General features: G+C 58.6%; 12 protein-coding genes and 5 pseudogenes. 8 read left to right on the top strand and 9 right to left on the bottom strand.

The window, feature by feature from the left end; genetic code table 11:
- Positions 1-192: 192 nt before the first annotated feature.
- A pseudogene (locus ACVWZ4_RS35975) lies at positions 193-360 on the bottom strand (transposase); the annotation flags it as partial.
- Between the two features lie 31 nt (positions 361-391).
- Entirely contained in the window at positions 392-676 is a 285-nt protein-coding gene (locus ACVWZ4_RS35970) for a hypothetical protein (protein WP_456705389.1), read from the bottom strand.
- A 1023-nt stretch (positions 677-1699) separates the two neighbouring features.
- On the opposite strand from ACVWZ4_RS35970, the gene ACVWZ4_RS35965 reads away from it, so the two are divergent.
- From ACVWZ4_RS35965 to ACVWZ4_RS35950, 4 genes are all read left to right on the top strand, one after another.
- Positions 1700-2083 (top strand): CidA/LrgA family protein, encoded by a 384-nt coding sequence (locus ACVWZ4_RS35965; protein WP_456705391.1) that lies wholly within the window; start codon positions 1700-1702, stop codon positions 2081-2083.
- Positions 2084-2096: 13 nt separating this feature from the next.
- Entirely contained in the window at positions 2097-2795 is a 699-nt protein-coding gene (locus ACVWZ4_RS35960) for an LrgB family protein (protein ID WP_456705392.1), read from the top strand.
- Between the two features lie 513 nt (positions 2796-3308).
- Entirely contained in the window at positions 3309-4088 is a 780-nt protein-coding gene (locus ACVWZ4_RS35955) for an SDR family oxidoreductase (RefSeq protein WP_456705393.1), read from the top strand.
- Between the two features lie 330 nt (positions 4089-4418).
- The gene (locus ACVWZ4_RS35950) at positions 4419-5393 is read left to right on the top strand and encodes an ABC transporter substrate-binding protein (protein WP_456705394.1); all 975 of its coding nucleotides are present in this window, start codon (positions 4419-4421) and stop codon (positions 5391-5393) included.
- Between the two features lie 571 nt (positions 5394-5964).
- On the opposite strand, the pseudogene ACVWZ4_RS35945 reads toward ACVWZ4_RS35950, so the two are convergent.
- The 3 genes and pseudogenes from ACVWZ4_RS35945 to ACVWZ4_RS35935 form a co-directional block, all read right to left on the bottom strand.
- Positions 5965-7017: pseudogene (locus ACVWZ4_RS35945) on the bottom strand (IS110 family RNA-guided transposase).
- 400 nt (positions 7018-7417) lie between these two features.
- Positions 7418-7825: an ester cyclase gene (locus tag ACVWZ4_RS35940; protein ID WP_456705395.1), complete on the bottom strand. Its 408-nt coding sequence runs from the start codon at positions 7823-7825 to the stop codon at positions 7418-7420.
- Between the two features lie 141 nt (positions 7826-7966).
- Positions 7967-8731: a helix-turn-helix domain-containing protein gene (locus tag ACVWZ4_RS35935; protein WP_456705396.1), complete on the bottom strand. Its 765-nt coding sequence runs from the start codon at positions 8729-8731 to the stop codon at positions 7967-7969.
- An 807-nt stretch (positions 8732-9538) separates the two neighbouring features.
- Here ACVWZ4_RS35935 and ACVWZ4_RS35930 point away from each other — a divergent pair.
- The 3 genes and pseudogenes from ACVWZ4_RS35930 to istB form a co-directional block, all read left to right on the top strand.
- Complete coding sequence (locus ACVWZ4_RS35930; RefSeq protein WP_456705397.1) at positions 9539-10045, top strand: lipocalin-like domain-containing protein; 507 nt, start codon at positions 9539-9541, stop codon at positions 10043-10045.
- Between the two features lie 204 nt (positions 10046-10249).
- Positions 10250-11846: pseudogene (istA, locus tag ACVWZ4_RS35925) on the top strand (IS21 family transposase).
- Positions 11743-12458, top strand: a pseudogene (istB, locus tag ACVWZ4_RS35920) (IS21-like element helper ATPase IstB); the annotation flags it as partial. The pseudogenes istA and istB, both read left to right, overlap by 104 nt.
- Before the next feature lie 316 nt (positions 12459-12774).
- Here istB and ACVWZ4_RS35915 read toward each other — a convergent pair.
- Positions 12775-12993, bottom strand: coding sequence for a hypothetical protein (locus ACVWZ4_RS35915; RefSeq protein ID WP_456705398.1), 219 nt, complete (start codon positions 12991-12993; stop codon positions 12775-12777).
- A 201-nt stretch (positions 12994-13194) separates the two neighbouring features.
- Here ACVWZ4_RS35915 and ACVWZ4_RS35910 point away from each other — a divergent pair, with 201 nt between their 5' ends.
- Positions 13195-13422, top strand: coding sequence for a hypothetical protein (locus ACVWZ4_RS35910; protein WP_456705399.1), 228 nt, complete (start codon positions 13195-13197; stop codon positions 13420-13422).
- A gap of 288 nt (positions 13423-13710) precedes the next feature.
- On the opposite strand, the gene ACVWZ4_RS35905 is transcribed toward ACVWZ4_RS35910, so the two are convergent.
- The 3 genes and pseudogenes from ACVWZ4_RS35905 to ACVWZ4_RS35895 all read right to left on the bottom strand — a co-directional run.
- Complete coding sequence (locus ACVWZ4_RS35905) at positions 13711-14319, bottom strand: hypothetical protein (protein WP_456705400.1); 609 nt, start codon at positions 14317-14319, stop codon at positions 13711-13713.
- Positions 14320-14433: 114 nt separating this feature from the next.
- Positions 14434-14697, bottom strand: a complete 264-nt coding sequence (locus tag ACVWZ4_RS35900; RefSeq protein WP_456705401.1) for a hypothetical protein — start codon at positions 14695-14697, stop codon at positions 14434-14436.
- A 991-nt stretch (positions 14698-15688) separates the two neighbouring features.
- Positions 15689-16101 (bottom strand): annotated as a pseudogene (locus ACVWZ4_RS35895) (IS110 family transposase); the annotation flags it as partial.
- Positions 16102-16344 lie beyond the last annotated feature (243 nt).

Below are 16344 nucleotides of genomic sequence, written 5' to 3'. Positions count from 1 at the left end.
CAGCGGCAGCAATGGCGGCCGTCATTTGCGCGTCTGGGAACCGCCCACCAATGCGCCTATAGCGCTGGATCTTCTCTCTCAGCTCTTCGCACTTCTCACACATGGTCACCCCGGCACGGGTATCTGCGGGGGCTTAATTAACAAATGATGTACGTGTTCCAAAACGAAATTGGGCCACTGCAAAATTCAACTTAGGCAACTAGCCTCCGAGACCTCCATCCCGCCAACTTTGGCTTTCCATTTGTAGATACTGGCATCGCTGACGCCGTGCTTCCGACACAGATCGGCAACCGACACGCCAGCCTCGTGCTCCTTCAAAATCCCGATGATCTGCTCTTCCGTAAAGCGGTTGCGCTTCATGCTCTGGTCCTCATATGGGCCAGAGCGAACTTCAATCTGGATTAAGTCCAGTCACGGCATTGACCTCCGGCGCGGGCTCCTGCTGGGTCCAATGACCGCAGCCGGGCCAGGGGCCCAGCATTAGGCGCCGCCGGGACACGAATTTTCGAGCCGGACGGCGTATTTTTTTGGCTCTGTTTTCAACTAAATGAGCAGACGGTTCACTGGTATCCCAGCCACCAACACCGAGCCGCAACCATTTTTGATGATCGGCGAAGCAGTCCCGAAACAAACCTAGCGTAGCCTTCTGGAACTCACTCACGGAGATTTCGGTCATGTGGGCACTCATTGAAGGTCTGTACCGAGATTATTGCCTGACGCGATTGCAGGAGATTCGGAAATACGAGCAGTCGCATTAAGCCATGGCTCGCGCCCCACGATCTCCGGTGACGTCCACTTTTCTCACTGCTTTAGCGATAGCTGTTGCTGTGTGGGCGACGATCGGGGCACCCCCCGAGCCGTCGCATCCGAAGAAGCAAGTCGCCCACGTCTTAGAGCACCCCTGATTAACTCTTGGGAGCAAGACAATGCGGAACGACAAAAACGTTCAATTCCGTGATCTCGACGAGATCTTGTACAACGCGCAACTTCGCCGCTCTGCTGATCTTGGTCGCTGGCTGCGACAATATCTTGAGGAACGTCGTGGCGCCCGCATGAAAAATGAACGGGTGCGAAACCACAAACAATCGTCACGACCCGTTCACCGGCCCGTCTAAAGCTTTGCGCCGAGCCCATCGACAGGTCTTTCGGGCGCGCTCACAATAGGATCAACACCGACTGGGTAGATTCAAGCTTCCTGCCGAGCGGCCATGCTATTTCGCTTGTTCATGAGCGAGTTTCGACATCCGATAGCACGTAGGAGACGTCCAGATCAGCGAGCGTCAATTATCTTTTTCTAAGGCAGATGTGAGCAGTCTTACACCACTCTTGGAGTTTCTGTCACAGGATCGTCCCGCTTCTTCAAACTCAGCATGGGAAATGTTGCCATGAACATTGCAGAACGCGCGGTCATTCGACCACACCTTACTATTCAAAGCCACTGGATCACATATTCGTATGTGGCATTCACGCTCGTCGCGCTCGCTGTGATCTACCTCGCATCTGCGGGGCCGGGATTCACAGAAGCAGAGCTGGCGAGGACCATCGCATGGCCATGATAAATTGCTGATTGCCACGAGCCAGGTTCTGCTCTGTCGCGGCGTTCAACATGTACTTAGTCGCTACCCGCGAACCAAGGGCAGGGCTTTTGACGCCTGCTCCTGTAGCGGCTGGCGATACATTGCTTTTGGAGGCTGTCGCCATGCTTGAACAGATTGCGCGCGTTATGGGTTGGCTTTGCATCGGAGAAATAGCTTCAAGATCGGGTTTGTTGCCCCTTCCCGCGCCCGTCACGGGCTTGATTTTACTTTATGCCGAACTCTCCGTTCGCGGAAAGCTTCCGAACGACTTGGGTGTCCTTGCGGATCGGCTACTCCAATTTCTGGGTATGCTGTTTGTACCGGCTGGTGTCGGCGTGATCGCCTATCTCGGTGTCTTGAAGACCGAAGCGCTTCCGATCTTGGCGGCCGTGATTGGTGGCACTGCGATAACGCTGTTCGTAACCATGGTCGTTGTGAGTTGGCTCGGGTCCACAGCGACGAAAGCTCAGCAGCACGAAGGAACAGCTCGCGATGTCCAGCCTTAGTCATCTCACCAGTATGACCTGGGCCGGCCTGGCGGAAAGGCCGATCCTAGAGACCGCCGCAACGGTTTTTGCATTTCTCGCAGCGAGCCGCATATCGCGCTTCTGTGGCAATCACCCCGTTCTTAATCCAACCCTGATCGCGATTATCCTGATCTCACTCGGGCTCGAAACGACACACATTCCTTACGAAACGTATTTGCGAGGCGCTGACGTTATCCAGTTTATGCTGGCGCCTGCTGTCGTTCTGCTCGCAGTTCCCCTGTTTCGGCAGAGGGCCATCATCCGTGCGTCCGCGCGCTTGATCGCAGTCGGCCTCGCGGTTGGATTGCCCGTTGGCGTCCTGAGCGCTGTCGGAATCGCCTGGATGTTTGGGGCGGATTCTCAGACCATCCTCTCGCTTGCGCCCAAGTCGGTGACGGCGGGAATTGCCGTCGGCATTTCCGAGCAAATCGGCGGCCTCCAGACGCTTACGGTCGTCCTGGTCATCATGACAGGCATCACAGGCGCTATTCTCGGACCGATCATTGCGCGGATTGCACGGATCGATGACCCGCGCGTGGTGGGTCTAACGATGGGCATTGCCTCGCACGGCATTGGCACCGCACGCGCGCTTCAGATCAACGAGGTTGCTGGCGCCTTTTCCGGACTTGGCATGGGGCTGAATGGAGTGCTCACGGCGATCCTCCTGCCTTTGATATGCCGGCTGCTCTGAGCTACTCGCCCGGTGCGATCACCGAGGTGGGCACATTGAGAATTCGGGCTTTTCGTGGCATTCACAAATGATCTAGTACTGCCTCGTTTTCGACGCTGACCGTGCTCCCAAGTTCTATCCAGTTCTGAATTCGCCCCGATCGTTGAATGCGCCCGGTTGGGCCGTCCAGAGCGCAAGACCCAGAAAGGTGCCATTGAGGACACGCGTCGTTCACCCGAGGAAAACACGCGGCTTGGGCGGCAACATAGGCTTGATGGCAATCCATTCATGATCGGGTCGGCATCGAACTTGTGCACATGACAGAAAAAGCTCTAGTTGGCCAGCGCCGCTACCGCAGTGGCCGGGCCAATCAGCGGCCGCGCCAGGTTCTGCTCGGCGCAAGCAGCGGCTTCAATGCGCGGCTGACGCGGCTTCGCAGCGATCGCAGCCGGAGTACGAGGAAATGGGCGCGAATGTGCCTGCGAGCTTCCCAGCGGTAAGCATACGAAGCAAGGCGAGGGATGGGAGTGCTTCATGAAAAGGTCAGGGAACACGATCCTTGTCACGGGAGGCGGATCGGGCATCGGGCGTGCGCTGGCTGAGCAGTTCTCAATTCGCGGAAACCGGGTGATAATCGCCGGTCGCCGACGCGAGGCCCTCGACGAGGTCGTCTACAGTCATTCCGGAATCGAAGGCGCAGTTCTAGATATCAATAACGGTGAAGCAATCGGCAAATTTGTTAACGACGTTCTCGTCCGCCGCCCGACGCTCAATGTTGTAGTCCACTGCGCCGGGATCATGCGGTATGAGCGGGTCACCCGGGCCGGTTTCTCGACGGACATCGCCGAAGCCACGATTTCCACCAACCTTCTCGGCACGATTCGGCTCACGACCGCCTTGCTCCCTCATTTTTTGTCGCGCCCGGACGCCACAATCGTGACCATCTCCTCCGGCCTAGCATTCGTGCCGCTTGCGATGACGCCGACATACTGCGCGACAAAAGCGGCCGTTCATTCCTACTCGCAATCGCTGCGCTATCAATTGAAAGAAACGAATGTCCGGGTCGTTGAAATCGCTCCCCCGTACGTACAAACAGAGTTGATGGGCGCCCAGCAAGCATCTGACCAGATAGCGATGCCACTGAAAGACTATATCAATGAGACAATGGCCATTCTCGACGCCAATCCCGACGTAACCGAGGTGCTTGTCGAGCGGGTGAAGTCTCAGCGGTTCGCAGAGGCGCGCGGCGATTACGATGCCTTTTTCAATGCCTACAACAGTCGAGCCATGGCTGCGCGCGCCGATGAGTGGTGACGATTGAAGAACGAGAGACGACGTCACGGGGATACCCCGCGCCCAAACACCTCTACCAACTATGCCTTCACTGCTGCGGTTCCTGAGCCGTTCACGTGGGCCTATGATGATCTTGGGCTTTTTGTTGCGTATCGGCGCAAGAGCAGCGCACTGATCATCGCTTTATCCCAGGTCGCTATGATCGCAATCGATAGCCGCCTTCGGGCGGCTTTTTTTCTGTGTGAGATGTCGCATAGTGGCCCTAAGCCGAGGTAGCGGAACGAAGTTATCCCCTTCCAGTAAGTCGGCTTAAGCGACTATAATGGGTCGTCGTGACCCTTGGGGCGATGCGTGAAGCGGCGAGAATTTCTCGGCTTGGTTGGTGGATCTGCGGTGTGGCCGCTAGCTGCATCGGCGGTGGAGTCAGTGCCCATCGTTGGATTTCTCAGTGCCCGCTCGCTGTCGGAATCGGCACCTTTGGTCGAATCATTTCGCCGCGGCCTGCGGCAGATGGGGCTGGTCGAAGGCAAGAACGTGAACATCGTATTCGGGTGGGCCGAAGGCCAGTACTCACGATTGCCAGACCTTGCGAAAGAGCTCGTGAACCTTCCCGTCAGCGTCATCTTTGCGGCGGGCGGCTCTCCTGCTGCGCTCGCGGCAAAGGCCTCAACGTCTTCCGTTCCCATCGTTTTCGTGATGAGTGATCCAGTCAATCTTGGACTGGTGGCCAGCCTTAGCCATCCAGGTGGGAATACGACCGGCATCAGCAACCTGGCGTCTGACCTGCCGAGCAAGTCCACACAGCTTCTCAAACAATTGCGACCAGATGCGAAAGCGATAGCCTATCTCGTCAATCCCGCGAACCCGACCGCCTCGCCTAACACCACGCAGGCTTCAGAAGCCGCCAGTGTCTTGGGGGTGGAGCTTCGCATGGCGCACGCAGGGACGCTGCAGGAGATCGACGATGCATTTGCTGACATGGCAAGGCTTGGCGTCGTCGCGCTCCAGGTGATGGCGGACGCATTCCTGGATACCCGGCTCGAACGCATTATCGAGCTGTCGGCAAAATACCGAATAGCCGGATGCTATCCTTGGCGGGACTATGTCGTGGCAGGCGGCATGATGAGCTACGGCACGAACCTCACCGATTCCTATCGACAGGCCGGTATCTATGCCGGCCGGATCATCAAGGGCGAAAGGCCGGCAGACCTCCCGGTCTTGCAACCTACCAAGATCGAACTCGTTCTGAACCTCAAGACCGCCGCCACGCTCGGCATCGCCGTGCCGCCGCAGCTTCTCGCCGTCGCGGACGAAGTGATTGAATGAGGAGGCGTTTGCTGCGGAGCATGACTCGGCTTTTGGCCCATCGCTGCCGCATCCCACGGCCGGGGATATGTCGGCTGTCACTGGTGGACGGAACCTGACTTAGACCGGGCCAAAACGTCGCGATTGACCCTGATGTATGGCCCGGCCGTGCGTTGCAAGTGGTTTTGCCGAGCTGGCGGTGAGCGGTCTTGCATCAATGTATCCGGCCTTTGATTGGAGCATTTGCTCCGGGCCATCATGGATATCAGCGCGCGTGCGTTCTCGTTAGCGGACAGTCCTCGATTGGGCCATTAGGGTCACCAGAGTTCGCATGCGCCGGGAAGACCGAACCTCCATCTCGTCTCATCCTCTCGCAGACCTCGTCTGGAAATTGTCGATAGGGCTACGTCATCGCTTGCTCCTCATATCGCTCAGTTCCTTTGTTCGAGCCAGGGCCGTTCCTTCGTCCCGGCCCGCAGAACGTCGATCGCGTCGCGCGCAGGGGCGGTCAAGGCCAGCCGTCGCGCTTGGCTCGCGGTTGGCTCGGGCGTTGCCAGGCTGCGCCTTGACCGCCCCGAGCACGGCGCGAGGATCAAGCGGGTCGGACGCCTGCCTCGTCGGTCCTCGTCAGCTCGAAGGCGCGTTCTTTAGCCAGCACCGCCCAGGCGATGCGGGCAAGCTTGTTGGCGAGCGCGATCGCGAGCACGTTGTGGTGCAACCGCCTTTTGGCGGCTTCGATCCAGGACTTGAGTCCATAACGTTCCCAGTTCTTTATCCTGACGAGTACAACCCACGCCGCCTGCACGAACAGAACGCGCAGGTAGCGATTGCCGCGCCTCGAGATTTTGCCGAGGATCGTGCGGTCTCCCGTCGAGATCTGCTTGGGCACCAGTCCGAGCCAAGCGCCGAAGTCGCGGCCTTTGGAGAATACGTCTCCAGTGCCGATCGCGGCCACCATGGCGCTCGAAATGATCTGCCCGATGCCTGGCACCGTCATCAGGCGCGAACATGCCTGATCTTGACGGGCTAGTGCTTGGATCTCGCCGGACAGGCCATCGATGCGCTGGTCCAGCCGGCGCCAGTCGCCTGCCACCTCCTCGATGACACGCAACATGCGTGCCGACAGGGCATCGGTGCGCATCGCAAGGATAGTGGGCAGTTCCGTGCGCAAGAAGCCGCTGGCGCACGGCGATCCCGCGTTCCAGCATGAAGGCGCGAATCTGGTTGATGATGCCGGTGCGTTGCGACACCAGCCGCTCGCGCACCCGGTGCAGCGCCTGCAGATCCAGTTGCTCCGCAGTCTTGGTCGCAACAAACTTCATCGTCGGGCGCTGCACGGCTTCGGCAATCGCTTCGGCATCATAAGTCGTTCTTACTTGCTATAGGGTCGGACATATTTGGCCGGCATCAACCTGAAATCGTGACCAAGCGATGCGAGTTTGCGGCTCAGGTGATGGGCGCCGACACAGGCTTCCATGCCGATCAGGCAACGCGGCAGATTTGCGAGCCGCGCCTCCACTTGGCCGCGCGACCACTTTTGCCGCAGCACGATGGCGCCGCGCTCGTCCTGGTCCACGACGTGGAACGAGTTCTTGCCGATATCGATGCCGATCACCGCGATGGCGGTATTGGGTGTCTGAGACATGGTGTGCTCCTTTGGCGCCCCTTGCCAGCTTCGCTTGCTGGCGGGGCAGGAGCACGGCCGGACCATCCCATTAGCGGACGTATCGCACTCAAGTTGCTAAGCTTCGCTGATCAGGGTGCAACTTACACCGTATCGCACGGGCATAAAGAAACCCGTCGGCTTAGATTTGCGGATCTTTCGTCGCATTAGGCCCAGATTCCTTGCGTGCCAAAGAGCACGGCTATGAGCGAAACTAGCAGGCCAATTCCCGAGAAGATGGCGACGGCAATCAAATGATCGGAGTCATTGTTCGACGAGGCGAATTTTCGAGCATAAATGGATGGCTCTGAAATCGACGTTGGCATTATTGTTCCCAAGGATGGTCGGATATCATCGCTCTGTAAGCATCATGATGGTTGCCCTACCTTCGGTTAGGGAGAGGCGGCAACGCTCCGATTTGATGTAACAGCGCAAAGCGGTCGGGCACGCCCCAGTGTTCGACAAGTTTGCCGTCTGCAAAGCGGCAGATGTCGATGACGTCGATCGCGACCGGCTTTCCCGAACGCGGATCGAAGCCTGTCGCCCTGCTGCGCGCCCACACCGTGTCGCCGGCCTCCACGATTGCCTCAATCGTAAGCTTCAAACCCTTAATGCTATGCCTTGCATCTTCGATCTGGGCTTTGAGGATTTGCGGGCCGGGAATGGCTGTTTTTGCTAAATATTCATGCTCCACGATCTGGTCTGCGCAGAACTCATCGGCAACGCTCAAGTCACCTTGAGAAAAGCCGCGGTCGATGATCGCCTTGAAGCTTTCGATATTCGGCGACATGTCCTTCGCTCCGCTTTTCCGGTCGACCGCTGAGGCCATGGTGGCCACTGTCATGATGGCGAATGTACGCCGTGTCAGTCCCATAGCCAGCCCCCCGTCTGGTCGATCTAGCGGAGCAGGAGTAAGAGGCGCTTGTAAAATTCAGTCATCCGCTGGAAAGAAAATATTATTCCAGTCACCGACGAGGCGGCCGGGTGGCAAACCAGCGAATGAGCGGCACTCGCGGATGAAATGCGCCTGATCAAAATATCCGAGTTCGTGAACTATATCGGTCCAGGATCTGGTTGGCTCTTTGCGACGAGCGGCCAAGGCCCGATCGAAGCGAACGGTTCGCGCGAAGAGCTTTGGCGGCAGCCCCGTTTGGGTCGCAAAACGCCGCTGGAATTGCCGGGCGCTAAGACCAGACCCGGCGACAAGACCCTCGATCCGAAAACAGCCTCGCGTTGCGATCAGGCGACGTGAAGCGAGTGCAATTGCGCAGTCTGGCCCGCACTCTTGGAGGATGCCTTCGGCCCAGCGTTCGACCGCAGCGACGCGGTGCGGGAAGTCCGGCGCCATACGCACCGCGTCGCCAAGCTCAATGGCGGACTTTCCAAGAACGTCGGAGGCCGCGGGGTCCTGGTTAACCAAGGATGTCATGTCGATTCCGACCAGCCGGTTCAGCCCGGCCGGTTGAAACAAAATGTTGAAGACGTGGATCGTACCCGACAAGAAGATGTGCGCCCGGCGATAGGTTTGCGGTCCAACGACGCTCATATCCGGCGTCGGGTTCGCTTTGCCACCGTCGATGCGCACCCGATAAGGCTCAGCCAGGTGGATATTGAGGATCTGGTGCGGCCGGGCGGGAACAGGCCATGCCAACACTGAACTTCCCAGCTCGATCCGTCGCTCCTCGAACGCCCGCAAGACGCCTCTCAGCTGAGAGCGGGGTAATGTCCGCTTGATTTCCATCGAGCACCTTGGCGCGACGCAGCTTAGAGCGCGTCGATACCGGCAGCAAGAGCCGAGATTGGCAAGCAGCGCCTTGTATGGTCCATCGCTCTTGTTGAAGCACGGCAAGATGAGTCAGGGCTCTGGTTCTGCGCTGTGCATCATCGCCACTCGCACTATCGAGAGGAACGATATCACACCCTTGTCGTTCCGCTGGTCAGCGCCGACCCGAGGAGGAAGGGTGTGTCGGTGTCGTTCTTGAATGGAGCTTTGATGCCTCGTTACTTCTTTCACCAGCATGTGCGCGGGCCAAAAGACCGAAGATACCCGTGGAAAACGATTCCCGACCCATGCCGAAGCGTGCCACCGGGCCGCACAGCAGATGCCTGCCCACCTGAAAAAGGCTGCGGTGCGTTCCCCAACACCTATGTCGCCACCGAAGTATGTGACGGCAAACGGACCCTGCGTGGTGAGGGGAACAGTCGTTGTCGAACGGCGGTAAGGCTGCCTCGGCGGCGGGCGCTCTCGGCATCACCGTGCCGCCCCTCGCTGCGGTGCATGAGTCCGGAAATGGCCCATCGCGACAAAGTCGGCGCGGCCCGTCTATGTCGGCGATCAGCGGTAAAGCAGACGCGGCATCTGTCCATCGTAGACGACGCGATTGACCCCGAACAGACATCGCTTCGAGCGTTCGGCTATCGTGTGAGCGGTTGACCTGCTAGCATACAGGCGGCCGGCCAAAACCATGTCCGTCGATCGCACATCCGCCGTTGAGAGGGCACAATGCGCAGCCGCCGCATGATGATGATGGTTGTAGTCCTGGGAATGATTGCCACGACGGACAACGCTCTCAGTCAGCAGAAGACACTGACGGAGCAACTGTTAGGCGCCTGGGACCTAGTCTCATTCAATTCCGTGCACGCGGACGGCAGCAGGCTCACGGTGTTTGGCGACGATCCAAATGGGATTGCGTTTTTCGATGGGACGGGCCACTACATTATTACGGTAATGCGTTCCGACCGTGCCAAATTTGCCGCCAACGATCGAACGAAGGGCACGGCCGACGAATACAAGGCAACGGCCCAAGGCACGATCACCTACTTTGGCACGTACACCGTCAGCGAGCCAGATCGCGCCCTCAACATTCATGTTGTGGGCAGTTCATTTCCGAACTGGAACGGGACGGACCAGAAGCGAACGTTCGCAGTCTCGACGGACGAGCTTAGGCTGACGAACGCCGTTGCATCGACCGGAGGGACGACCGAGGTCGTTTGGAAGCGAGCCAAGTGAGCCACGCCATTCTGCTTCGTTATTTGGAAGTCCGGTCCTGGCCCTTCGGCGACCTCGGGATACGTCCGGTTTTCCGCCGCTGTCGGGCCTTGTGTGTTTCGGCATGGAATAAGGACCCCGTTTTCGGGGTGATCGGCATCCAATCGGGACCCCGGGATAAGGGTCCACAGTGGCTTCCATCGAGTCATGGAAGCCGAGGTTGGGATGCTGGTGGTGGAGACGATTGGTAGGATCCGTCGCGCCTACTTTGTTGATGGTCGTCCGATCAAGGCGATCTGCCGAGAACTCGGCGTATCGCGGAAGGTGGTTCGCAAGGTCATTCGTTCTCAGGCGACGGAGTTCCGGTATGAGCGCGAGACGCAGCCGCTCCCGAAGATGGGTGCCTGGAGTGCCGAGCTTGACCGATTGCTGGCAGGGAATGCGAGCAAGTCGGCGCGGGAACGGCTGATGCATCCGGCTATTCGAAGAGCTTCGCGGCCTGGGTTACGCCGGCGGCTATGATGCGGTTCGTCGATATGCACGACGATGGAGCAAGGAACGCGGCACCTCGACAGCGTCGGCTATGTGCCGCTCAGCTTTGCACCAGGCGAAGCCTACCAGTTCGACTGGAGCCACGAAGTCGTCCTGCTGAGCGGCACCACGGTGATGGTGAAGGCTGCTCATGTCCGGCTCTGTCACAGCCGCATGCTGTTCGTGCGGGCCTATCCGCGAGAGACGCAGGAGATGGTGTTCGACGCCCACGACCGGGCGTTCGCCCTGTTCAAAGGCGCCTGCACCCGCGGCATCTACGACAACATGAAGTCCGCCGTAGAGACGATCTTGGTCGGTAAAGGCCGTATCTACAATCGCCGCTTCCTGCAGATGTGCAGCCACTATCTGGTCGATCCGGTCGCCTGTACGCCAGCGTCGGGCTGGGAGAAGGGGCAGGTCGAGAACCAGGTCGGGCTGGTCCGCGAACGCTTCTTCACGCCGCGGCTGCGGTTCAAACATCTCGACGAGTTAAAGGCCCGGCTGATCGACAAATGCATCGCCTACGCCAAGGCTCATCGCCATCCGGAGCTGGCCGATCAGACGATCTGGGACGTGTTCGAAGCCGAACGCCCCAAACTCGTCCCCTATGCCGGCCGCTTCGATGGCTTTCATGCGGTGACGGCATCGGTCTCCAAGACCCGCCTGGTGCGCTTTGACAACAACGAGTACTCGGTCGCAGCCGCGGTCGGACGGCCGGTCGAGGTTCAAGCCCATGCCGATCGCATCGTGATCCGTCAGGATGGACGCATCGTTGCCGAGCACCCGCGATCCTTTGGCCGCGGGGATACCGTCTACGACCCCTGGCATTATGTGCCGGTGCTCGCCCGCAAACCCGGCGCCTTGCGCAACGGTGCTCCCTTCAAGGACTGGGTGCTGCCGGCCGCGATCGAGCGAATCCGGCGCAAGCTTGCCAGCACCGATGATGGCAATCGGCAGATGGTCGACATCCTCAACGCGGTGCTGACTGACGGTTTGCCCGCGGTGGAAGCGGCCTGTGCCGAAGCGCTCAGTCACAGCGTCCATTCCGCCGATGTCGTGCTCAATATCCTGGCCCGTCAACGTGAACCCGCCCCACCGGCCAACATCATGACGCCGGCCGCACTGACGCTCCGTCATGCACCAATCGCCGATTGTGCCCGCTACGACAAGCTCCGGAGGACCATCTGATGGAACGAACCCAAATCTTGGATCTCATGGGCGAACTCAAGCTCTACGGCATGAAGGCTGCCTTCGACGAGATCATGGCAACTGCCGTCAAGCGCCAGCATGAGCCTCAGCGCATTGTCGGCGACCTGCTCAACGCCGAGATCAACGAGATGCAGGCCAGGTCGATCAAATACCAGCTCACCATTGCCAAGCTGCCGCTTGCCAAGGACATCGCCGACTTCCAGTTCGACGGTACGCCGATCAATCAGACTCTCGCCAATGATCTCGCTGGCGGCGGCTTTATCGCCCAGCAACGGAACATCGTGCTGGTTGGCGGCACCGGCACAGGCAAGACCTTCTGGCCATCGCCATTGCCAGAAGTTGCATCCGCGATGGTGCCAGAGGACGCTTCTACAACGTCGTCGATCTCGTCAACCGGCTCGAGACCGAGACCCGCAACGGACGGCAGGGACGGCTCGCTGAGCATCTGAGCCGCATGGACTTCATCGTTCTCGACCAGCTGGGCTATCTGCCGTTCGCGCAATCGGGCGGTCAGCTCCTGTTCCAATCATCAGCCGGCTCTACGAGCGCACCTCCATCATTGTCACCACCAATCTTGCGTTCGGCGAATGGCCCAGCGTGTTCGGCGATGCCAAAATGACCACCGCGCTACTCGACCGATTGACCCCATCACTGCGACATCGTTGAGACCGGCAACGACAGTTGGCGATTCAAAGCCGCGACGATGTTCAAACAACCCGCGCTCGCGCCGCCTCCGCAACCCCGACCAGCTCCGACGACCCGAGCGCTACCAACAGAGCGCGCCGATCAAAGGACTCCCTTTTGGATGCCGATAGTGGGTCGCAGCCGAACGCCGATTGACATCCCGGCATTACAGAATCACAACCGCCAGGCAAGAAGCCCTTAAGGCCAAGCTGTAATTAGCTGTCGACGTCCATAGCTCCGGGAAGAGCAAAACAAGGTGCGCTTGGCGCGTCTTGACCATGTCGCAGGACGTCGCTCACCAAAGGCGCAGAACGATCATGAGGTCGTCAGCGCGAGAGCGCAGAAGAAATGTTCGCTGCTTCACCGCGCAATCCCGAAACGGCGATCGGCGAGGACTGCGAAATCCTCTTGCCGATTTGCAGTGTGGCTTGCTCTCGCGTCGTGGTGGCTCGCTCTAAGTACAGCTGGCCCCAGACCAAGGCTATCGCGGTGAAGAAAAGGACCAGCATCGCGGTCGCGAGTTGAGCGTGATCGTTCATGCCCATCAAAGGGAGTTCGCAATGCTTCGTTCCTATTGAAACGCCTGCGAATTTTAACGTAGTTAAGCTGCTCTCACCTGCCGGCTCGCGACAGGAATTGGAGTAACCTTAACAGCACGCGAGCCGCTCCTCGAGCCAATGGATCGGAACGTTGAGCAACGCGGACGGATTGGTTCTTCGTTGCTTGACTAGGAGGAGAACTACCCAATGAAGAAGCTCATTATCTGCGGCGCGTTTGCTGCTCTTGCCTTTGGCACTCAGGTAGCGAAGGCAGAAGGGTTCTACATCGTGCGTGATGCAACCACCAAGAAGTGCACGATCGTCGACACCAAGCCCACGACGACGACCACGACCGTTGTCGGGGACACGACGTTCAAGACCCGGACTGAAGCCGAAGGTGCAGTCAAGACCACGAAGGTTTGTACCGAGCAGTGATCTTGCTGCAGTACCACCCGCAGTCACTTGTTGAGGAGTAAGACCGATGCCTGTTCTTTTGCTGTGGGCAGTTCCCGCCGTTATCGTCGTCGGTGGCGCCGGCTATTGGCTCATTCATATGCATTAAGAGAGTTGGAGGAGTGGTCGCCCAAGAGGACGGCCGCTCCTCCGGTTTCCGAAGTACGACGAGAGCTTCGATCGCCGCGATCCCCGTCGCCGCCTTTCGGGCCCACGCTCCCCTGAAGGTCGACTTTCCTCGAAGCTTTCAAGCACGCAGCGACGCCTTAATCACTCGAATACGAGATCATCCGCCCACGCTGACGAGCGATAGGGCCGCGCGTTAGAGAGCTCGCGGTCGATCACGGCCCGCACGGCCGGGGCAGTTACGATCTCGGTACGCTTCATCAGGTCTCTAAGCTCGAAACGTCCTTCAATGCTGATGGTTTTGAGCGAAGCGATGATGTCAGTCACCGTGCTGCCATGCCCAAACGGCAGGAGTAATCTCTCGTACTCCACCTCGCGACCTTCGTCGTCCTTCAGGTGAGAGACGGTGTATACTGGCCGCCGCCGCTCGATGCATAGGTGATAAACTGGCATCACAGACGCCGCCAACCGGGGGCCAACGTACTCATCTAGTCGGCGGCCTTTACCAATCGCGCCATAAGCACTCGACATACGAGTTCCCTCGCTCCGTATCGTTACCACGGGCGGCGTGCAGGACCCTTCGACAGAATAATAAACGAGATCGTCGGCTTCTTCCTTGAGGCGACCGGGTTCGTACTCGGAAACGGCGGGAAGGTCGTCCTCATTGTGCAAGTACAGACGCAGCCATGTGTTCAGGAGATCACGCTGCCGGATCGCTGCTACAACAGCGGGTGTTACACTCTGAAATTCCATTGCTTGCGGACCCGAACGGCTGCCGAGCCTAAGCCTACTTCAGTCTCGCTAACGGTCCGTTAAGTCCTAGAGCCGCCTTCCGCGGGCGGGCCGACGCCCTCGTCGGTAGCGGCGTCAGATCGGAGAGTGAACCGCTGCACGCCTGCCGAACGGCAGAATCGCGCGAACTTGATGATCGGCGGCGAAGACGACTTCCTGCTCGCAGTCGAGGTCAGCAATCACGCTCTCGATAGCAACGATTGCCTGCTGGAGTTCCGCGAGTAACCTCAATTCAACGCCATCGACCAGATCGATCCGATTTTGAAGTGAGACGACCATTTCTCGACGACGTTCCTTCAGCTGCACAAGAGGTAAGCCATGATCCAACGGATAGTGCATCTTGTCCCTTTCTAATTTTGCTGTTCACCCTCAAACTATCGAAGCGCTCCTGAAGTGCCGTTGCAAGATCCCGTCAAATTTGACGTTTCAGACCTGGAGAACTGTGGGCGAAACAAACCATCAATCATAGGAGTGCTTAGGTTTGGCTCTCAAAGTATTCGAGAACAAGGGTTCACAGATTCCGGAGATTTGCGGTGGAAGACAGGGTTAAGGTTCGGTGTCCCGCTTGCAGACAAGTCTTTCGTGAGAAGGTCGGCAAAGTGCGGGAAGGCTCGCAGATTAACTGCCAGCATTGCAACAAGCTACTGACGTTCAGCCGAGAGAGCGAAGACCCATTCATGCGTCGCGCCCTGAAGGCCGCAAAAGAGATACGGACCGCAATTCAGGAAGGCGTAGTTCAGAAGGCTTATGGCAGATCGGAGGGAGCCGCGGAGCCACAAGTCAAGGTCGTAGATCGGTGGTAAAAGCTGTAGGGAGCGCCTCCTAAGAAACCTCAGGATCCGGTCCGAGCATTGTGTCGCGTCGTCAATTTTAGAATCAAGGAGTCTAGACGGTCCGTTTGGCACTCTTGATAGCCGAATCTTCGCCAAGGGACACGAAGGAAAAAGTATCAGTTCCCAGGAGCAGGCTGACTTGTAAGCCAAGTGAACGTGAACGCCATCGGGCATCGAAAGTGCATGATTGAACCTTGGTTCGTTGCGGCAGCGGACATCAAGCTTCTCAAGGCTCGTTCACAATCTCGTACGCTCGTCGCTAAGTTGACGAAGCTGATGAAGTGGAGCGAAAGGATCTTTAAGACAGAATGCATTGGCGCTCAGCCTCGGTCTGGGACACCAGCGATAAGCGGCAACGAGTGTACGCCGTCGCTCGGCAATCTTGGGAGCTGTCGTTAAGCGGCCGAAGGAGCAACTGGCTCAACGGCGCTCGCCGATCACTAGACCGAGAACGAAAGCGGCAAAGACTGTTGCCAACGGTGCTTCGCGAAAACGCCTCTTGCAATGGCTTGCAACTTATCCCATCGCGCCTCGGGAACCCATACCGCAGTCAGCTCGCCAGCGCGTAGTAGACGCGCGAGAGAAACGGCGTCCCGGCGATTCGTTAATTCGTTATCCCCCCAATCGCCCGCCTTCCTTGGGATCGGCGACGGCGCCACCACCATGCACTCGTGGCCGAGCGACCGGATCAGGCGATAAAGATCATAGCCAGTCGGGCCGGCTTCTTAACAGAAGTGGACGCGGTCAACCCGCTTGGAGATCCGTTCTAAGACGCGGCGCATGTTGGTGGCCGAAGCATCAACCTCACCGAAGAACCGAACTCCCCCTCCCCGCCTGCGTCCGCACTCGCGACGGCATTTCTCAGCTTGGCCACATCGATTCCGACGAATGCTTCCCTATAATTTGCCACGGCTCGTCCTAGGATCGGCTCGGTCCGCCCGAGCAACCCTCGGACGCGCAGTGTAGGGCGAGCCACCTCATCGGCAGACCCGGACATACGGCCTTACACTGGAGGTGGATCCGGTCGAGTTCTTCCGGCGCCCCAGCCAACCGGCCTCCCGCAAGAGGCCGAATAGGCCTCCGTTCCCCTGCCGAGCCTGGTGGTCCATCCAGTCTGTTTCTTATTGGACTTGTCTGGGATGTTGGCCTCGCG

The sequence above is a fragment of the Bradyrhizobium sp. USDA 4472 genome, assembly GCF_054058595.1.
The sequence above is the reverse complement of the archived record's forward strand: the minus strand, read 5'-3'. Positions and strand labels throughout refer to the sequence as shown.

Excerpts from the sequence above, each read along its gene's own strand:
- ACVWZ4_RS35970 (WP_456705389.1), bottom strand. The coding sequence starts at position 676 with ATGACCGAAATCTCCGTGAGTGAGTTCCAGAAGGCTACGCTAGGTTTG.
- ACVWZ4_RS35965 (WP_456705391.1), top strand. The coding sequence starts at position 1,700 with ATGCTTGAACAGATTGCGCGCGTTATGGGTTGGCTTTGCATCGGAGAA.
- ACVWZ4_RS35960 (WP_456705392.1), top strand. The coding sequence starts at position 2,097 with ATGACCTGGGCCGGCCTGGCGGAAAGGCCGATCCTAGAGACCGCCGCA.
- ACVWZ4_RS35955 (WP_456705393.1), top strand. The coding sequence starts at position 3,309 with ATGAAAAGGTCAGGGAACACGATCCTTGTCACGGGAGGCGGATCGGGC.
- ACVWZ4_RS35940 (WP_456705395.1), bottom strand. The coding sequence starts at position 7,825 with ATGTCGCCGAATATCGAAAGCTTCAAGGCGATCATCGACCGCGGCTTT.
- ACVWZ4_RS35930 (WP_456705397.1), top strand. The coding sequence starts at position 9,539 with ATGCGCAGCCGCCGCATGATGATGATGGTTGTAGTCCTGGGAATGATT.
- ACVWZ4_RS35915 (WP_456705398.1), bottom strand. The coding sequence starts at position 12,993 with ATGGGCATGAACGATCACGCTCAACTCGCGACCGCGATGCTGGTCCTT.
- ACVWZ4_RS35910 (WP_456705399.1), top strand. The coding sequence starts at position 13,195 with ATGAAGAAGCTCATTATCTGCGGCGCGTTTGCTGCTCTTGCCTTTGGC.
- ACVWZ4_RS35905 (WP_456705400.1), bottom strand. The coding sequence starts at position 14,319 with ATGGAATTTCAGAGTGTAACACCCGCTGTTGTAGCAGCGATCCGGCAG.
- ACVWZ4_RS35900 (WP_456705401.1), bottom strand. The coding sequence starts at position 14,697 with ATGCACTATCCGTTGGATCATGGCTTACCTCTTGTGCAGCTGAAGGAA.